The sequence below is a fragment of the Erythrobacter sp. WG genome (assembly GCF_026586795.1).
GTDB lineage: Bacteria > Pseudomonadota > Alphaproteobacteria > Sphingomonadales > Sphingomonadaceae > Erythrobacter.
The window spans coordinates 11,926-28,553 of sequence record NZ_JAPFGY010000037.1; the positions used below are offsets into that span (position 1 = coordinate 11,926).

A 16,628-nucleotide genomic window follows, 5' to 3' on the forward strand; every position below is an offset into this window, starting at 1 on the left:
TCAGACGTCGAGGTTCGCCACGTTGAGCGCGTTGTCCTGGATGAACTCGCGGCGCGGCTCGACGATGTCGCCCATCAGGCGGGTGAAGATCTCGTCGGTGACGTCGGCATCCTCGACCTTGACCTGAAGCAGCACGCGGGCTTCGGGATCGAGCGTGGTCTCCCACAGCTGTTCGGCGTTCATTTCGCCCAGGCCCTTGTAGCGGCTGATCGACAGGCCCTTGCGCCCGGCGGCGAAGATCGCCTCGAGCAGCTGGGTCGGACGGCTGATCGTCCCGTCGAGAGCCACGGTCGCGGCGGGCCCTGCGTCCTCGGTTTCGCCGGCAAGCGGATCGCTCTCGGCAGGAGCCTCGGGCTCGGGCTCCTCGGCGGCGTCGCCGGCGCGGACCAGCTTGACGGGCTTGGCATAGGCCTCGGCCTGCGCGGCGGCGAGGCCGTGGAGCTTGTGCGCCTCGGTGCTGGACAGGAACCGCGCGTCGATCTCTTGGACATCGGTGACGCCGCGCCACAGGCGCTCGAACACCACCGTGCCGTCCCCGCGCTGGGAGGCCGACCAGCGCGCCTCACGGTCGCCCGCGCCAAGGCGCCCGGCGGCCCGGTCAAGCGCGGCCGCGAGCGCCTCGCCCGAAAGCCCCGGCTCCAGCGCGCCGACCAGCGCCATCTGCTCGACGATCCCGCTGTCATAGCGGCGCGGCACGAAGGCGAGGAGGTTCTTCAGGCGCAGCGCCCCGTCGACCAGCGCGCGCAGGTCCTCGGCAAAGCGGGTGCCGCTCGCAGTCTCGAGCACCCGGCCCTGGAGGCCGGCGTCAACGAGGTAACGATCGAGCGCCGCCTGGTCCTTGAGGTAGACCTCGCTGCGGCCCTTCGACACCTTGAACAGCGGCGGCTGGGCGATGAACAGGTGCCCGGCCTTGATGATCTCGGGCATCTGGCGGTGGAAGAAGGTGAGCAAGAGCGTGCGGATATGCGCGCCGTCGACGTCCGCGTCGGTCATGATGACGATCTTGTGGTAGCGCAGCTTTTCGAGGTTGAACTCGTCACGGATGCCGGTGCCCATCGCCTGAATGAGGGTGCCGACTTCTTTGGAGGAAATGATCCGGTCGAAGCGCGCGCGCTCGACGTTCAAGATCTTGCCCTTCAAGGGCAGGATCGCCTGCGTCTTGCGGTCACGCCCCTGCTTCGCCGAGCCGCCTGCGGAGTCGCCCTCGACCAGGAACAGCTCGGACTTCGCCGGATCACGCTCCTGGCAATCGGCGAGCTTGCCCGGCAGCGAGGCGACGCTCATCGCGCCCTTGCGGCTCATTTCGCGGGCGCGGCGGGCGGCCTCGCGGGCGGCGGCGGCGTCGATCACCTTCTGGATGATCGCGCGCGCCTCATTGGGGTTCTCCTCCAGCCACTCGGTCATCTTCTCGCTCATCAGCGTTTCGAGCGGCGAGCGCACCTCCGAGGAAACCAGTTTGTCCTTGGTCTGGCTCGAGAATTTCGGGTCGGGCAGCTTCACGCTGACGATGGCGGTGAGGCCCTCCCTCATGTCCTCGCCCGACAGGCTGACCTTCTCCTTCTTCAGCATCCCCGACCGCTCGGCATAGTTGTTGAGCGTGCGGGTCAGCGCCGCGCGGAACGCCGACAGGTGCGTGCCGCCGTCGCGCTGCGGGATGTTGTTGGTGAAGGCGAGGACGTTCTCGTAGTAGCTGTCGTTCCATTCGAGCGCGACGTCGATCCCGATCCCGTCCTTCTCCGCGCTGACCGCGATGGGCGCGGGGATCAGCGGCTGCTTGTTGCGGTCAAGATACTTCACGAAGGCCGCGATCCCGCCCTCGTAGTAGAGATCGTGCTCGAGCTGCTCCTCGTGCCGCTTGTCGCGAAGCTTGATGCGCACGCCCGAGTTCAGGAAGGCGAGCTCGCGGTAGCGGTGCTCGAGCTTCTCGAAATCGAACTCGGTGACGTTCTTGAAGGTCTCGTGGCTCGCCTTGAAGGTGACGCGGGTGCCCTTCTTGAAGCCATTGGGATCGGCGTTGCGGTCGGACTTCGGCGCCTCGCCCTTGACCTCCAGCGGGGCGACGGCATCGCCGTGCTCGAAGCGCATCCAGTGCTCCTTGCCGTCGCGCCAGATGGTGAGCTCCAGCCATTCGCTGAGGGCGTTGACCACCGACACGCCGACGCCATGAAGCCCGCCCGAGACCTTGTAGGCGTTGTCGTCCGAGGTGTTCTCGAACTTACCCCCTGCGTGCAGCTGGGTCATGATGACCTCGGCCGCCGAGACGCCTTCTTCGGGGTGCATCCCGGTAGGGATCCCGCGTCCGTTGTCCTCCACCGAAACGCTGCCGTCGGGGTTCAGTTCGATCAGCACGAGGTCGCAATGCCCGGCCAGCGCCTCGTCGATCGCGTTGTCGGAAACCTCGAAGACCATGTGGTGCAGGCCCGATCCGTCGTCGGTATCGCCGATATACATCCCCGGCCGCTTGCGCACCGCATCGAGGCCCTTGAGAACCTTGATCGAATCCGCGCCGTATTCGTTGGTGTTGGGAAGCTTGGCAGGCGGCTGCTGGCCAGCGTCTGAAGTGGTGTCGTTCATGCCGCAGCATATAGGCGTTCGGGCCGCGAAACCCAACTGCGGGAGGCCCCGGGGCGCCGCTTTTCCACGAACGCGGGCGGCGGTTGGTCGAGTGGCGGCGCGCGGGGCTCGCGAGGCGGGGGCGCAAGGGGACCGCGCCCGCCCGGATCGCGGCGGCCGGACGCTGCCCGCATGGGCCTTGCGCCGGCCTCTTGCGCATTTATGCAAGGTGTCATGAATGACGAGATCATGATGCGCCGCCTCGCCGAACCCTTCGGCAGCTTCCCCGAAATCCTCATGGCGTGGTCGCGTCTCAAGGGCGACGAGCTGGCGCTGCGGGACGAGAAGCGCGAGGTTTACTGGGCCGAGCTGGTGGGCCTCGTCGAGCGGCTGGCGGCGCGGCTGGTGGAGACCGGGCTGAAGCGCGGCCAATCGGTCGCGATCCTCGGCACATCGAGCGTCGAATATGCGCTGGTGTTTCTTGCCGCGGTGCGCGCGGGCGGCGTCGCGGCGCCGCTCACCACCAGTGCCTCGCCCGAGCAGCTTGCAGGCATGGCGAGGGATTCGGGCGCGATCCACCTGTTCATTGACACGGCGAAGGCCGCCGAGCTCGGCCCCGATTTCATGGCCGATCTTGTCCGCGTGCCGCTGGAGAGCATCGACCAGTGGATGGCGCCCCCGGGTGCGCGGGCGCCGGACTTCGTGCCGGAGCCGCAGGACCCGTTCAACATCATCTATTCCTCCGGGACCACCGGCATCCCCAAGGGGATCGTCCATTCCCATCAGATGCGCTGGCGGCAATTCGCCTCGACCGCGCAGAGCTATCTGGCTGCGGGGATCGCGGTCCGCTCGCTCGCCTCGACGCCGCTTTATTCGAACACCACGATGGTCGCCTTCCTCCCCGTGCTGCTGGCCGGCGGCTGCGTCAGGGTGATGGGCAAGTTCGACTGCGGCCGATGGCTCGCCCATGCGCAGGCCGACGCCGCCACCATCACCATGCTGGTGCCGGTGCAATACCAGCGGCTGATGGATTTCGCGGAGTTCGACACCTTCGACCTCACGAGCCTCAAGCTCAAATACTGCACCTCCGCGCCCTTCCCCGCCGCGCTGAAGCGCGAGGTGCTGGCCCGGATGCCGGGCGGGCTGATCGAGATCTATTCGATGACCGAGGGCGGCGTGGTGTGCCTGCTCGCGGCCCACGAATTCCCCGACAAGCTCCACACCGTCGGCCGCCCGGCGCCGGGGAGCGAATTGAAGGTGCTCGATGACGAGGACCGCGAGGTGCCCCCGGGCACGCCGGGCAACCTCGTCGGGCGCAGCCTCACCATGATGAGCGGCTACAAGAACCGCCCCGACAAGACCGCCGAGGCGCAGTGGACCGATCCCGCCACCGGCGAGGTGTGGATGCGGATGGGCGACATCGGGCGGGTCGATGCGGAGGGCTTCGTCGAGCTGGTCGGCCGCGCCAAGGACATGATCATTTCAGGCGGGTTCAACATCTATCCGAGCGATCTGGAGGCCGAGCTCGCCAAGGAACCGGGGGTCGTCGAGGCTGCCGTGGTCGGCCTGCCCTCACGCAGGTGGGGGGAGAGCCCGGTCGGCTTCGTGGTGCTGAAGGATGGCGCGGCGGAACCCGACGCGATCCTCGCCGCAGTCAACGCGCGGCTCGGCAAGACCCAGCGGCTCGCCGCGCTGCACCCTATCGCGGAGATGCCGCGCAGCCACATCGGCAAGCTGCTCAAGACCGACCTGCGCGAGGAAGCCGCGCGGCGCGGCGGGGTGGAATGACGGAGCCCTGAATCGGCTCGGCCCGGCGCTCCTGCGGGAGTGCCGGGCCGAACATCGAGCTGCGCGGTGCGCTTGCCGGCTCAGGCAATGCCCGAGGGCGTCAGACGATGAACGTCTGGAACGCGGTGCCGCTGAGGACGACGGCGAGCATCAGCGCGACGGCCTTTTCGATCATCATGTTCATGGATGGTTTCCCTGTTCTGTTGTGGTTGGGAGCCCGGGCGCTGCCGAGGGGGGGAGAGGGGAAAGCGCCCGGGCTTGGCTTCGATATACATAGTTCCGCGCAATTTTCAATCTCTGCATAGATTGAAAATTTCCGCATACCGCAATCGATTTTGGCGCGGATAGCCGGGGCAAACGCCGACACAGGCCTGTGCCAGCTCGAGACGCGGCCACCTGTTCAGGGGGGGAGTGCGGTGGCCGCGTCTCTTTGCTGCGCGCCCGGCCGGGGATGGCCGGGGCGGCGGGCAGGGGGGCGCGCGGGGGGAGAGCGCGCCGCTCCTGCCACGCCGGGCAGGCAGGCGATGGCCGTCTTCGGCTGCATCGCGCCGCGATGGCTCCACTGGGGAGAGGCCGGGATGGAGAGAGGAGCCCGGCGCCGCATCGCTCGTGGGGGCAGGTGGTGTTCGACCCATCTCAATTCAAATGCGAAAACGCCAAAAAAGGTTGCGCAATATGCAACATTGGTCCGGGCGGGACGATCGCCACCGCTGGCACCCCGCCCGCCTCCCGCGCGATTTCGGGTGCCATGGCGCAGCGATGCTGGACAGCACCCGGTGCGCTCCGTAATCCGCGCCCATGAGCGCGCACCCCTCCCAGGCCCTCGCGGGCGGCACCCCTGGCTCCGACTCGATCCTGATCGTCGACTTCGGCTCGCAGGTCACCCAGCTGATCGCCCGCCGGGTGCGCGAGGCCGGGGTCTATTCCGAGATCGCACCCTTCACCCAGGCCGAGGCGGCGTTCCAGCGCATGAAGCCCAAGGGCATCATCCTCTCCGGCTCCCCCGCCAGCGTGCCTGCCGAAGGTTCCCCCCGTGCGCCGCAGATGCTGTTCGAGGCTGGGGTGCCGATCCTCGGCATCTGCTACGGCCAGCAGGTGATGAGCCACCAGCTGGGCGGCGAGGTGAAGCCTGGGCACGAGATCGGGGAGGGCGGCGAGTTCGGCCGCGCCTTCCTCACCGTCACCGCAGAATGCGCGCTGTTCGACGGGCTGTGGGAAGTGGGCGAGCGCCACCAGGTGTGGATGAGCCACGGCGACAAGGTCACCCAGTTCGCCCCCGGCTTCGACATCGTCGCGGTCAGCGACGGCGCGCCCTTCGCGGTGATCGCCGACGAGGCTCGCCGCTTCTACGGCACCCAGTTCCACCCCGAGGTGGTCCACACCCCCGACGGCGGCAAGCTGATCGCCAACTTCGTGCGCCATGTCTGCGGGCTTGCCGGCGACTGGACGATGGCCGAGTTCCGCCAGACCAAGATCGCCGAGATCCGGCAGCAGGTCGGCGACAGGCGGGTGATCTGCGGCCTTTCGGGCGGGGTCGATTCGGCGGTCGCCGCGGTGCTGATCCACGAGGCGATCGGCGATCAGCTCACTTGCGTCTTCGTCGACCACGGGCTGATGCGGTTGGGCGAGGCGGAGCAGGTCGTGACCCTGTTCCGCGACCATTACAACATCCCGCTCGTCCATGTCGACGTAGAGGCGCAGTTCCTCGGCGGCCTTGCGGGCCTCACCGACCCCGAGGCCAAGCGCAAGTTCATCGGCAAGACCTTCATCGACGTCTTCGAGGCCGAGGCCGCGAAGATCGGCGGGGCGGACTTCCTCGCGCAGGGCACCCTCTACCCCGACGTGATCGAGAGCGTCAGCTTCACCGGCGGGCCGTCCGTCACGATCAAGAGCCACCACAATGTTGGCGGCCTGCCGGAACGCATGAACATGGCGCTGGTCGAGCCGCTGCGCGAGCTCTTCAAGGACGAGGTGCGCGAGCTGGGCCGCGAGCTCGGCCTGCCGCAGGCCTTCGTCGGCCGCCACCCTTTCCCCGGCCCGGGCCTCGCGATCCGCATCCCCGGCGAAGTCACCAAGGAGCGCTGCGACATCCTGAGGAAGGCGGACGCGATCTATCTCGAGGAGATCCGCAACGCCGGGCTCTACGATGCGATCTGGCAGGCCTTCGCGGTGCTGCTGCCGGTCAAGACGGTGGGCGTGATGGGCGACGGGCGCACCTACGATTCGGTCTGCGCTCTGCGCGCCGTCACCTCGACCGACGGGATGACCGCCGACGTCTATCCCTTCGACGCCGCCTTCCTCACCCGCGTCGCGACCCGCATCGTCAACGAGGTGAAGGGCATCAACCGGGTGGTTTACGACTACACCAGCAAGCCGCCGGGCACGATTGAGTGGGAGTGAGGCATAGCCGCCGCCTCGTCCCCTCAGTTTGACCAGGCGGCTTGGCCAAGCATGGCCATCCACGTCAACATCGGCGATTCAAGGATCCGCCTGTCCGAGCTGCTGCGCGCGGTGCAGGCGGGGGAGCGGGTGAACATCCAGCGCGACGGCAAGCCCGAGGCCGAGATCATCCCGGCGCGCGAGACCCCGCCGCTCACCCGCGAACAGATCGCCGCCAAGCGCCGCGCGGCCTTCGGGATGTACCGGGAGGCGTTCAAGGGTGCCGATCTCAGCCTCGAGGCGCTGAAGGCCGACCGGATCGATCCCGACGAATACGAGCGCAAGTTTGACAATCCTGCTTGATACGCACGTGATCGTGTGGCTGGCTGCGGGCAACGAACGCCTCTCGAAACGCGCGATCGAAGCGGCGCTCGATCCTGACACGCGGCTCGTCATCAGCGCCGTGACCGCTTGGGAATATCCCGATCTCGACCAGCGTGGCCGTTTCAAGGGCAGCGGCCCGCTTGCCCCGATCATCGAGCAGCTCGACATCGAGATTCTCGACTTCCCCGCCGCCCTGTGGCCGCTCGCCGCCACGCTCCCGCCGATCCACCGCGATCCGATCGACCGGATGCTGATTGCCCATGTGCTCGCGCTCGATATGCCGCTGGTGACGGCGGATGCGAACATCGCGCGCTATCCCGGGGTGAGCGTCATATGGGAGTGAGATTGCGCGCCGCGCCGCATCACGGCCTCTTCCGCAGCCTGCGCAAATCGCATATCGCATCGCCGATGCGGTCGCTTCGTTACCTCTCCTTCGCCGCCTGCCTCGCCCTTGCCGCCTGTGCCGGGCCAGAGCCTGCCCCGACGCCGACCGACGCGCCGACCGCGCCTGCGGCGGTGACCGAGGCGGCCTGGACACTCGACCCTGCGGCCTCGCGGCTTACCTACGTCTCGATCAAGGCCGGCGAGATCGCCGAGGCCAATCGCTTCGATCGCCTCGCGGGCAGCGTCGCGGCGGACGGGACGGCGAGCCTCGCCATCGACCTTGCCTCGGTGAACACCGGCGCGGACCTGCGCGACGAGCGGATGCGCGACATCTTCTTCCAGGTCGCCGACAATCCGCAGGCGAATGTCACCGCGCAGCTCGATCCGGCTGCCTTTGCAGGCCTTGCGGTAGGCCAGGCGCTGGTCCGCCCCTTGAAGGCGAGCGTCACGATAAAGGGCGCGACCGGCGAGGTCGCCACCGAAGTGCTCGTCACCCGCGTGTCCGAAGACCGCGTGACCGTGGTGCCGACCGCGCCGGTGATCGTGTCGACCGATATGTTCGGCCTCACCGACGAACTCGGCGAATTGCGCGCGATGGCGGAGCTCCCGTCGATCAGCCCGGCTGTGCCGGTCAGCTTCATCCTCGCCTTCACCCGCGCCTGACGCTACGGCGCGCGGGGCCGGTCCGCTGCGCCTGCACAAGCGGGGTTGAAAGCGCCCGCCAAACCGGCTTGTCTCCGCGCCGCACACGCATCCACGAGGGGAGAGACACGCCATGAAGACCGCGATCACCGAAATGTTCGGCATCGAGCACCCGATCATCCAGGGCGGGATGCACTATGTCGGGTTCGCTGAGATGGCCGCGGCGGTGTCCAACGCGGGGGGCCTCGGGATCATCACCGGGCTCACGCAAGGCACGCCTGAGAAGCTCGCGAACGAGATCGCGCGCTGCAAGGACATGACCGACAAGCCTTTCGGCGTGAACCTGACGATCTTGCCCACCCTGACCCCGCCCGACTATCCGGGCCTCGTCAAGGCGGTGATCGAGGGCGGGGTGAAGGTGGTCGAGACGGCGGGGCGCAATCCGGTCGAGCTGCTCCCGCCCTTGAAGGACGCCGGGATCAAGGTGATCCACAAGTGCACCTCGGTGCGCCACAGCCTCAAGGCGCAGGAGATCGGCTGCGATGCGGTGAGCGTCGACGGGTTCGAATGCGGCGGGCACCCGGGCGAAGACGACGTGCCGAATTTCATCCTGCTCCCGCGCGCGGCGGACGAGCTGGAGATCCCCTTCGTCTCCTCCGGCGGGATGGCCGATGGGCGCAGCCTCGTCGCATCCCTCGCGATGGGCGCGGCGGGGATGAACATGGGCACCCGCTTCATCGCCACCAAGGAGGCCCCGGTGCACGAGAACGTCAAGCAGGCGATCCTTGCGGCGAGCGAGCTCGACACCCGCCTCGTCATGCGGCCCCTGCGCAACACCGAGCGCGTGCTCAACAACGCCGCCGTGGAACGCCTGATCCAGAAGGAGAAGGATCTGGGCGATGCGATCACCATCCAGGACATCCTGCCCGAGGTCGCCGGGGTCTACCCCAAGATCATGACCGAAGGCGCGATGGACGAGGGCGCGTGGAGCTGCGGCATGGTGGCGGGCCTGATTCACGACATCCCCAGCTGCAAGGAGCTGATCGACCGGATCATGCTCCAGGCCGAGGACATCATCGCCCGGATGCAGGCGATGGCGCGCGCCTGAGGCAAGAGGCGCGGCACAACAGCGCGCGCCCTGCGCTACGTATCCACCCGCATATCGCTCGGTGCTGCACTGCGGCACGATGCGCTGCGTCACGCCGAGTCTGGAGGGGCCGGCCCGGCGCGAGGCCGTGTAGGCGCGGATGGCGGGGATCGGCCGTCCGGGCGGGAATTGGACGGGGAGACTGCACATGATGGAATGGGGAGGCTCAGCGGCGCTGGGCGGTATGATGACAAGTCTGATGCTCGGCGCATGGGCGCTCGGGCGCTGGCAGGGCCCCTTGCGCAATGCGGCACTGCCGGAAGACGGCGCGCCCACGGCGCCGTCCCCCACCGCAACGCTGCGGCCAGGCCCCGGCGCCCCCGCTCGGGTGCCGCACGAACGGTCATGCCAGGAAGCCGCCCGCATCGAGCGCCGCTCGGCTTCGGACTGCCCCGATTCGCTCGGAGAGCTTCACGCCGACATGGTCGCCTACCGCCGCGCGCAGCGTGCGCTGGTGGACGCCGACAGCGCGTCGCTGTGGACCGGGCGGCTGGGCACGGAAAGCGAGGAGGCGTGCCGCTACCTCGGCGTCAGCGGCCAGCCCACCTGCCCGAGCATCGTTTTGAAGGCCGAGGAACTGTGTGCGTGCCGCGCGTGCCACCCGGCCGGCCGGCCCGCGCCGGCTGCCCGTGGCCTCCTTCAACCTTCGCCCGAGCCGCCGCCGCTCTTCACCCGCGTGTAGGGCACGAAATCCTCGAAGAACACAGCGCCGGTGAAGAAGCCGGTCAAGCGGTCGATGGTGGTCGACAGGTCGACCCGGCACAGCTGCGTGGCGTTGAAGCGGTTGGTGACCAGCGTGTCGTTGCCGCTGATGCGCTGCGGATCGCGGGTGCGCTGGACATAGATCGTGTGGCCCGAGCCGTAGACGTAGGCGACACCCTCGAGGGTCTCCATGCGATCCTGCGGCAGGGTGCGGATGCAGGCCTGCGGCGTGCCCGCGACCCGCCCTTCGAGCAGCTTGGCGAGGCGCTTCTCGCCCCTGGTCTGCGGCGCGGGCGCGGCGGTGCCCGCTTCCAGATCCCCCTGTCCTTGCGCGAAGGCGGGCAGGGCGGGGGCGAGCGCGAGGGCGGCAGCGCCGGTCAGCGCACACGACAGGGCAGCGACTCGGGTCATGACACGATCTCCTCAAGGGGTCAGGCGCGGCACGCTAGGGTCGCCACGCTTAACCGGTCCTGAGCGATCCGCCTAGACGGGGTCGATGGGGCGGGGATCGCTCGCGGCCGAGGCGATGTCGGGCAGGGCGGCATGATCGGCCCCGTCCGCCGGCCCGCCGCGCAGCACGAACCGGCGGTCGCAATAGCCGCAATCGACATAGCCGTGCTCGTCGATCTCGAGGAACACGCGCGGATGGCCGAGCGCCGCCGGGCGGAAGCCCTTGCCGCCGCGGATGCCGCTGGCCCCGTCGCAGGAGACACGGCGAGAGTCGACCAGCAGGACTTCGGGAGGAGGAATGCTCATGCGCCTGCCGATACAGCCGCCCCGGGCCGAGTTCAATTGCCTTTGCCGGCCCGCTTGCCTAGGCGTGCCTCATGCCGACCGAGCCCGCCATCCGCATCGACAATCTCGTCAAGCGCTACGCCCCCGCCAAGGGCGCCAACGGCACCGTGACCGAGGGCAAGCTCGCCCTTGCCGGGGTCAGCTTCGACGTGCCGGAAGGCGCGATCTTCGGCCTGCTCGGCCCCAACGGCGCGGGCAAGTCGACGCTGATCAACATCCTTGCAGGCCTCGTCAACAAGACCAGCGGGAGCGCCCACATCTGGGGCTTCGACATCGACCAGCACCGCCGCAACGCGAGCCGGTCGATCGGGATCGTCCCGCAGGAGATCGTCTTCGACCCCTTCTTCACCCCCTTCGAGGTGCTGGAGAATCAGGCGGGCTTCTACGGCATCCCCAAGGCGCTGCGCCGTTCCGAGGCGTTGCTGGAAGCGGTGAGGCTCGCCGACAAGCGCAATGCCTATGCCCGCACGCTGTCGGGCGGGATGAAGCGGCGGCTGCTGGTGGCGAAGGCGATGGTCCACTCGCCGCCGATCCTGGTGCTCGACGAGCCCACCGCGGGCGTGGACGTGGACCTCAGGCGCCAGCTCTGGGAGCTGGTCAGCGAGTTGAACCGCGAGGGCGTGACCGTGGTGCTCACCACCCACTACCTCGAGGAGGCCGAGGAGCTGTGCGACCGGATCGCGATCATCAACCACGGCCGGGTGATCGCCGACAAGCCGACCCGCGAGCTGGTCGACATGGCGCGCGAGAAGATCGTCGCGGTCACCGCCGCCGCCGATCTTCCCGCCGCGCCCGCGCATGCGGCTTTCGCCAAGGTCGAATGGGACGGGGCGCGGGCGGTCGAGGTGACCTATGACAAGGACCGCCTCAGCGCCGGGCAGGTGCTCGGCATCCTCCAGGCACAGGGTATCGAGATCGTCGACGTGACCACCCGCGAGGCCGATCTGGAGGACGTCTTCGTAGAGCTCACCGCCGCCGCGCCCGACAGCGGCGGCTGATCAGCCCGAAACTTCGTCCCGCGTCCGGGGCGCGGCGACCCAGCGCCATTTCTCCGCACCGCGCGCCGGGAGCGAAGGCCTGGCCCTTGCCCAACGGCACAATGCGGGCCATGGCACGGCCCATGGCGATGCAGGATGACGCGGGACTTGTGCATGACGTGCTGGTGATCGGCTCGGGCGCGGCGGGGCTCACCGCGGCGCTCGCCCTGGCCGGGACGCTGCGGGTGCTGGTGCTGGCCAAGGGCTCGCTGACCGGCGGATCGACCGCCTGGGCGCAGGGCGGGATCGCCGCGGTGCTCGACGCGGGCGACACCTTCGCCGATCACATCCGCGACACGATGGTGGCGGGTGCGGGCCTCAACGACCGCGCCACGGTGGAGTTCGTGATCGAGCGCGCGCCCGCCTCGATCGACCGCCTGTGCGCGCTGGGCGTGCCGTTCAACCGCGACGAGGATGCGCTCCACCTCACCCGCGAGGGCGGGCATTCGCACCGCCGCATCGTCCATGTCGACGACGCCACCGGCTGGGCGGTGCAGGAGGCTCTGCTCAAGGCGGCCGAGGCGAACCCCAACATCACCCTGCTGCCGGGGCGCACCTGCATCGACCTCGTCACCGACCGTCACCGCGAGCAGTTCTCCGCCGCCGGGCGCGTGTGGGGCGTCTATGCGCTCGACGAGGCGACCGGGCGGGTGGAACGCCACGTCGCCCGCGCGACGGTGCTCGCCACCGGGGGCGCTGGCCGCGTCTACCAGTTCTCCACCGCTCCGCGCGGCGCGACCGGTGACGGCATCGCGATGGCGTGGCGCGCGGGCGCGCGCGTCTCCAACATGGAGATGATGCAGTTCCACCCGACGTGCCTCTACCACCTCGAGACCAAGAACTTCCTCATCACCGAGGCCGTGCGCGGCGAGGGCGGGCGGCTGATCAACCCGCGCACCGGCAAGCGCTTCATGGAATACTACGACCCGACACGCATGGAACTCGCCCCGCGCGACGTGGTCGCCCGCGCGATCGACGCCGAGATCAAGCGCTTTGGCCTCGACTACGTCCACCTCGACATCAGCCACCAGCCCGCCGATTTCGTGCGCGGCCACTTCCCGATGATCCACGAGAAGCTGACAGGCCTCGGCATCGACATGACGCGCGAGCCGATCCCCGTCGTCCCCGCGCAGCACTACACCTGCGGCGGGGTGGTGGTCGGCCTCGACGCGCGCACCGACGTGCCGGGCCTGTGGGCGGCGGGCGAATGCACCGAAAGCGGCCTCCACGGCGCGAACCGCCTCGCGTCCAATTCCCTCCTCGAATGCTTCGTCTTCGGCGAGGCCGCCGCGCAGGACATCCTCGCCCGCTGGGACACGCTGGAAGCGCCCCCGGCAATCCTCCCGTGGGACGAAAGCCGCGTGACCGATTCCGACGAGGAGGTGGTCATCAAGCAGAACTGGACCGAAATCCGCCGCTTCATGTGGAACTATGTCGGCATCGTGCGCACCACCAAGCGCCTGGAGCGCGCCGCGAGCCGGATCGAACTGCTGAAGCGCGAGGTCGAGGATTACTACGGCGCCTTCCGGGTGACGACCGACCTGATCGAACTCAGGAACCTGTTGCAGGCGGCCGAACTGATCGTGACCAGCGCCCTGAAGCGCAAGGAGAGCCGGGGGCTGCACTACACGCTCGACTACCCCGAACTGGCGGACGAGGCGAAGGATACGGTGCTGGTGCCGTAAGGAGCCTCCCGTTCGTAGCGCGGCGCAGTTAGTCCAGCGTTCAGGCTCGCCGCGATAGCCCTTTGCCAAATGATGCATCGATGGGGCGCACGATGAAGACGCTGCTGACTTCCCTCTCGCTGGTGGCGCTGCTGGCCGCTCCGCTCGCCGCCCCCCTCGCCGCGCAGGACCCCGCCCCCACCCCAGAAGACAACGCCATCGTCGTCACCGCGCAGCGTTCGGGCGCGCCGATGTGGATCGTCGAGACCAAGGTCGGCACCGTGATCCTCGTCGGGGAGATCCGGGCGATCCCCAAGAGCACCCCCTGGGAGCCCGCGCGGCTCGAGGAGGCGACCGCGCAGGCCGACCGGGTGATCCTCGGCGCGCGGCCGCGGATCTCGCCGGGCGACATCTTCCGCTTGCTGTTCAGCGGCGGCAAGCTCACCAGGCTGCCCAAGAACACCGTCGCCGCCGACTATCTGGACGCAGCCCAGGCGGCGCGGCTTGCCGCCTTCGGCACCGCGCACAAAGAGGATTATTCGCGCCAGTCCTTCCTCCTCACCTCGTTCGAGATGCTGAGGAAAGAGCTGCGCTTCAACCGCGACACCGCGCGTGACGCCTCGGACGTGGTCAAGGACGCCGCCGAGAAGGCCAAGGTGCCGACCACCCGCGCCGCCAGCCTGCGCGGCGAGGACGTGATCGACAACCTGTTCGAGGCGCCGCCGACCGATCACATCCCCTGCCTGCTTGCCGCGATGGACGCGGTCGAGGCCGGGCCGCAGGTGGTCGAGAGCCGCGCCGCCGAGTGGCGGCGGTTCAGGATACCGGCGGTGATGGCCAACCCGCTCGAGACCGCGCTCGGCCGGTGCTGGCCGTGGGCGGACGAGACCCTGGGCAGCGAACTGCGCACGATCTGGGTCAGCCGCATCGCCGAGGCGAGCGCGGCGAAGGGCACCACGCTCGCGGTCGTCCCCTTGCGGGTGTTGGCGGAAGAGGGCGGGGTGCTTGACCAATTGGACGCGCGCGGCTTCGATATCGCCGGACCCCCGTGGAAATGACCGCGCGGGGCCTGTCAGAGGACCTGCGCGCATCATGCCCATCGTCACCACGCCCAACACCGGCATCGACATCTTCTACGAGGACAACGGGGACCCGCAGGCCGAGGTGATCCTGCTGGTCATGGGCCTCGGCGCGCAGATGACGCTGTGGCCGGACGAGCTGGTCGCCGCGCTGGTCGGCGACGGGTTCCGGGTGATCCGCTACGACAACCGCGACATCGGTCTCTCGCAAAAGATGGAGGGCGCCCGCGCCCCGAGCCCGGCGATGCAGGTGCTGCGCAAGAAGATCGGCTTCCCCGCCAAAGTGCCCTACACCTTGAAGGACATGGCCGACGACGGGATCGGCCTGCTCACCGCGCTCGGCATCGACAAGGCCCACGTGGTCGGCGCCTCGATGGGCGGGATGATCGTGCAGCTCATGGCGGTGCATCATCCCGACCGCCTCCTCACCCTCACCTCGATCATGTCGACCACCGGCAGCGGCAAGCTGCCCCAGGCCGAGAAGCACGCAATCGAGGCGCTGACCGCGCCGCTCGCCGCGCTCGACGAGGAGACGGTGGTCGCCCACGGGATCAACGTGGCGCGAAACATCGGCAGCCCCGGCTTCCCCTTCGATCCCGATCAGCAGCGCGAGCGGGTGCTGCGCAGCGTGCGCCGCTCGGTCTACCCGGCGGGGCTCCCGCGCCAGCTCGCCGCGATCATCGACGACGGCGATCGCACCGCGCGGCTTGCGAGGGTGCGGGTGCCCACGCTGGTGCTGCACGGCGAGGACGACCCGCTCGTCAAGCTCGCCGGCGGCGAGGCGACCGCGGCGGCGATCCCCGGCGCCCGGCTGGTGACCATCCCCGGCTGGGGCCACGACCTGCCGATCCCGCTGATCCCGCGCATCGCCGGCGAGATCGCCGGGCACCTGCGCGGCGGCTGAGGCCCCGTCGCCGCGGCGCGGCGCTGGTCGCAAACCGCTCTACAGCGTCTGCCCGTCGTCGCACACGAAGTCTGCCCCGGTGACGAACGCCGCCGCGTCGGAGCATAGGAACAGGATCATCGCGTCGAGCCCCTCCTCGCCCATCAGGCGCCGCCGGGGAAAGCGGGCGATCTGCTTGCGGCCGGGCTCGGTGTCGAACCACGCATCGTTGATCGCGGTGCGGATGTAGCCGGGGGAGACGGTGTTGACGCAAATCCCGGTGCGCGCCCATTCGCGGGCCATGCTGCGCGCGGCCTGCACCACCCCGGCCTTGGACGCGGCATAGGCGACGAGCCCGGGCGAGGGCTCGAAGGCGGTGATCGAGGCGATCATCACGATCCGGCCGTTGGTCACCCCGTTCGCCATCATCCGCTTCGCCCCCTCGCGCGCGGTCAGGATCGCGCCCTTCAAGTTGATGGCGAGGGTGCGGTCGATCTCCTCCTCCGAGATGGCGGTGGCGAGCCCCGCGCCGTCGATCCCGGCATTGGCGATGATCGTGTCGACAGGGCCGCCGAACGCCGCTTCGGCCGCATCGAAGCCTGCGATGATGTCCGCCTCGCGCGCGACATCCATCGGCATGGCGGCGGCATTGGCCCCGATCCCGGCGGCCAGCGCCGCGAGGCGATCGGCCCGCCGCGCGCCGAGCGCGACCCTGGCGCCGCTCGCGGCAAGAATCCGCCCGAAGCGCGCGCCGAGGCCCGAGGAGGCGCCGGTGACGAGCGCGGTGCGGCCGGTGAGATCGAAGCTGAAAGTCATCGCGGGGTGCCTGTGCTGGTGCGGCCGGGATGGTGGCGGCGCGCCCGGCACGATGGCCGATTCCTGCGGCGCAAGGCAATGCGCTTTGGTTCAAAAGAGCGGCGATGCGGCGGCGCCAGGGACACGGCGAGCGGCGGGCGCGGGCCTGCGGCGCCCGGTCGCCCGGATCGGCGCGGCAGGGCCGTGGCTGGCCCAGCCGTTTCGAGACGCCCGAACCTTTGAAGGCGTGCCTCCGGGTGGGACGCCGGGAGCCTCGCAAGGCCATGATCGGGGCGCTGACTGCGCCTTGCCTGGTGCCCCCCCCCCCCGCGCCCGCCGAGCGGCTGCCGCCGGGGCCTGAAGCTGAAGCGCGCCCGGCCGCCGCGCGGCCGGGCG

General features: G+C 69.2%; 16 protein-coding genes. 12 read left to right on the forward strand and 4 right to left on the reverse strand.

Annotated features, from left to right (window positions below):
• Entirely contained in the window at positions 1-2,574 is a 2,574-nt protein-coding gene (gyrB, locus tag OPU67_RS14890; protein WP_267621015.1) for a DNA topoisomerase (ATP-hydrolyzing) subunit B, read from the reverse strand.
• A 213-nt stretch (positions 2,575-2,787) separates the two neighbouring features.
• On the opposite strand from gyrB, the gene OPU67_RS14895 reads away from it, so the two are divergent.
• The 8 genes from OPU67_RS14895 (at position 2,788) to OPU67_RS14930 (ending at position 9,959) form a co-directional block, all read left to right on the forward strand.
• Positions 2,788-4,341: a class I adenylate-forming enzyme family protein gene (locus tag OPU67_RS14895; protein WP_267621017.1), complete on the forward strand. Its 1,554-nt coding sequence runs from the start codon at positions 2,788-2,790 to the stop codon at positions 4,339-4,341.
• Positions 4,342-4,448: 107 nt separating this feature from the next.
• Positions 4,449-4,646: a hypothetical protein gene (locus OPU67_RS14900; RefSeq protein ID WP_267621019.1), complete on the forward strand. Its 198-nt coding sequence runs from the start codon at positions 4,449-4,451 to the stop codon at positions 4,644-4,646.
• 493 nt (positions 4,647-5,139) lie between these two features.
• Positions 5,140-6,741, forward strand: coding sequence for a glutamine-hydrolyzing GMP synthase (gene guaA / locus OPU67_RS14905; RefSeq protein ID WP_267621021.1), 1,602 nt, complete (start codon positions 5,140-5,142; stop codon positions 6,739-6,741).
• Positions 6,742-6,792: 51 nt separating this feature from the next.
• Positions 6,793-7,083: a type II toxin-antitoxin system Phd/YefM family antitoxin gene (locus OPU67_RS14910; RefSeq protein WP_267621023.1), complete on the forward strand. Its 291-nt coding sequence runs from the start codon at positions 6,793-6,795 to the stop codon at positions 7,081-7,083.
• Positions 7,067-7,447 carry a type II toxin-antitoxin system VapC family toxin gene (locus tag OPU67_RS14915; protein ID WP_267621025.1) on the forward strand — a complete coding sequence of 127 codons (381 nt, stop codon included), beginning with the start codon at positions 7,067-7,069 and terminating at the stop codon, positions 7,445-7,447. Before OPU67_RS14910 ends, OPU67_RS14915 begins: the two co-directional genes overlap by 17 nt.
• A 65-nt stretch (positions 7,448-7,512) precedes the next feature.
• On the forward strand, positions 7,513-8,151 hold the full coding sequence (locus OPU67_RS14920; protein WP_267621027.1) for a YceI family protein: 639 nt from the start codon (positions 7,513-7,515) through the stop codon (positions 8,149-8,151).
• Between the two features lie 112 nt (positions 8,152-8,263).
• Complete coding sequence (locus OPU67_RS14925) at positions 8,264-9,238, forward strand: NAD(P)H-dependent flavin oxidoreductase (RefSeq protein WP_267621029.1); 975 nt, start codon at positions 8,264-8,266, stop codon at positions 9,236-9,238.
• A gap of 223 nt (positions 9,239-9,461) precedes the next feature.
• A complete protein-coding gene (locus OPU67_RS14930) occupies positions 9,462-9,959 on the forward strand; it encodes a hypothetical protein (RefSeq protein ID WP_267621031.1) in 498 nt (165 codons plus the stop codon).
• Here the strand turns inward: OPU67_RS14930 and OPU67_RS14935 are convergent.
• Positions 9,917-10,390, reverse strand: a complete 474-nt coding sequence (locus OPU67_RS14935; RefSeq protein ID WP_267621033.1) for a hypothetical protein — start codon at positions 10,388-10,390, stop codon at positions 9,917-9,919. The two genes, OPU67_RS14930 and OPU67_RS14935, sit on opposite strands and share 43 nt — an antisense overlap.
• Positions 10,391-10,462: 72 nt before the next feature.
• A complete protein-coding gene (locus OPU67_RS14940; protein ID WP_267621035.1) occupies positions 10,463-10,735 on the reverse strand; it encodes a zinc-finger domain-containing protein in 273 nt (90 codons plus the stop codon).
• A gap of 71 nt (positions 10,736-10,806) precedes the next feature.
• On the opposite strand from OPU67_RS14940, the gene OPU67_RS14945 reads away from it, so the two are divergent.
• The 4 genes from OPU67_RS14945 to OPU67_RS14960 all read left to right on the forward strand — a co-directional run bounded on the left by OPU67_RS14945 (position 10,807) and on the right by OPU67_RS14960 (position 15,458).
• Complete coding sequence (locus OPU67_RS14945) at positions 10,807-11,772, forward strand: ABC transporter ATP-binding protein (RefSeq protein WP_267621037.1); 966 nt, start codon at positions 10,807-10,809, stop codon at positions 11,770-11,772.
• A gap of 122 nt (positions 11,773-11,894) precedes the next feature.
• Positions 11,895-13,496, forward strand: coding sequence for an L-aspartate oxidase (nadB, locus tag OPU67_RS14950; RefSeq protein ID WP_267621039.1), 1,602 nt, complete (start codon positions 11,895-11,897; stop codon positions 13,494-13,496).
• A gap of 92 nt (positions 13,497-13,588) precedes the next feature.
• Entirely contained in the window at positions 13,589-14,533 is a 945-nt protein-coding gene (locus tag OPU67_RS14955) for a TraB/GumN family protein (protein WP_267621041.1), read from the forward strand.
• Between the two features lie 34 nt (positions 14,534-14,567).
• Entirely contained in the window at positions 14,568-15,458 is an 891-nt protein-coding gene (locus tag OPU67_RS14960) for an alpha/beta fold hydrolase (protein WP_267621043.1), read from the forward strand.
• Positions 15,459-15,497: 39 nt separating this feature from the next.
• On the opposite strand, the gene OPU67_RS14965 is transcribed toward OPU67_RS14960, so the two are convergent.
• Positions 15,498-16,253, reverse strand: coding sequence for an SDR family NAD(P)-dependent oxidoreductase (locus tag OPU67_RS14965; protein WP_267621045.1), 756 nt, complete (start codon positions 16,251-16,253; stop codon positions 15,498-15,500).
• Positions 16,254-16,628 lie beyond the last annotated feature (375 nt).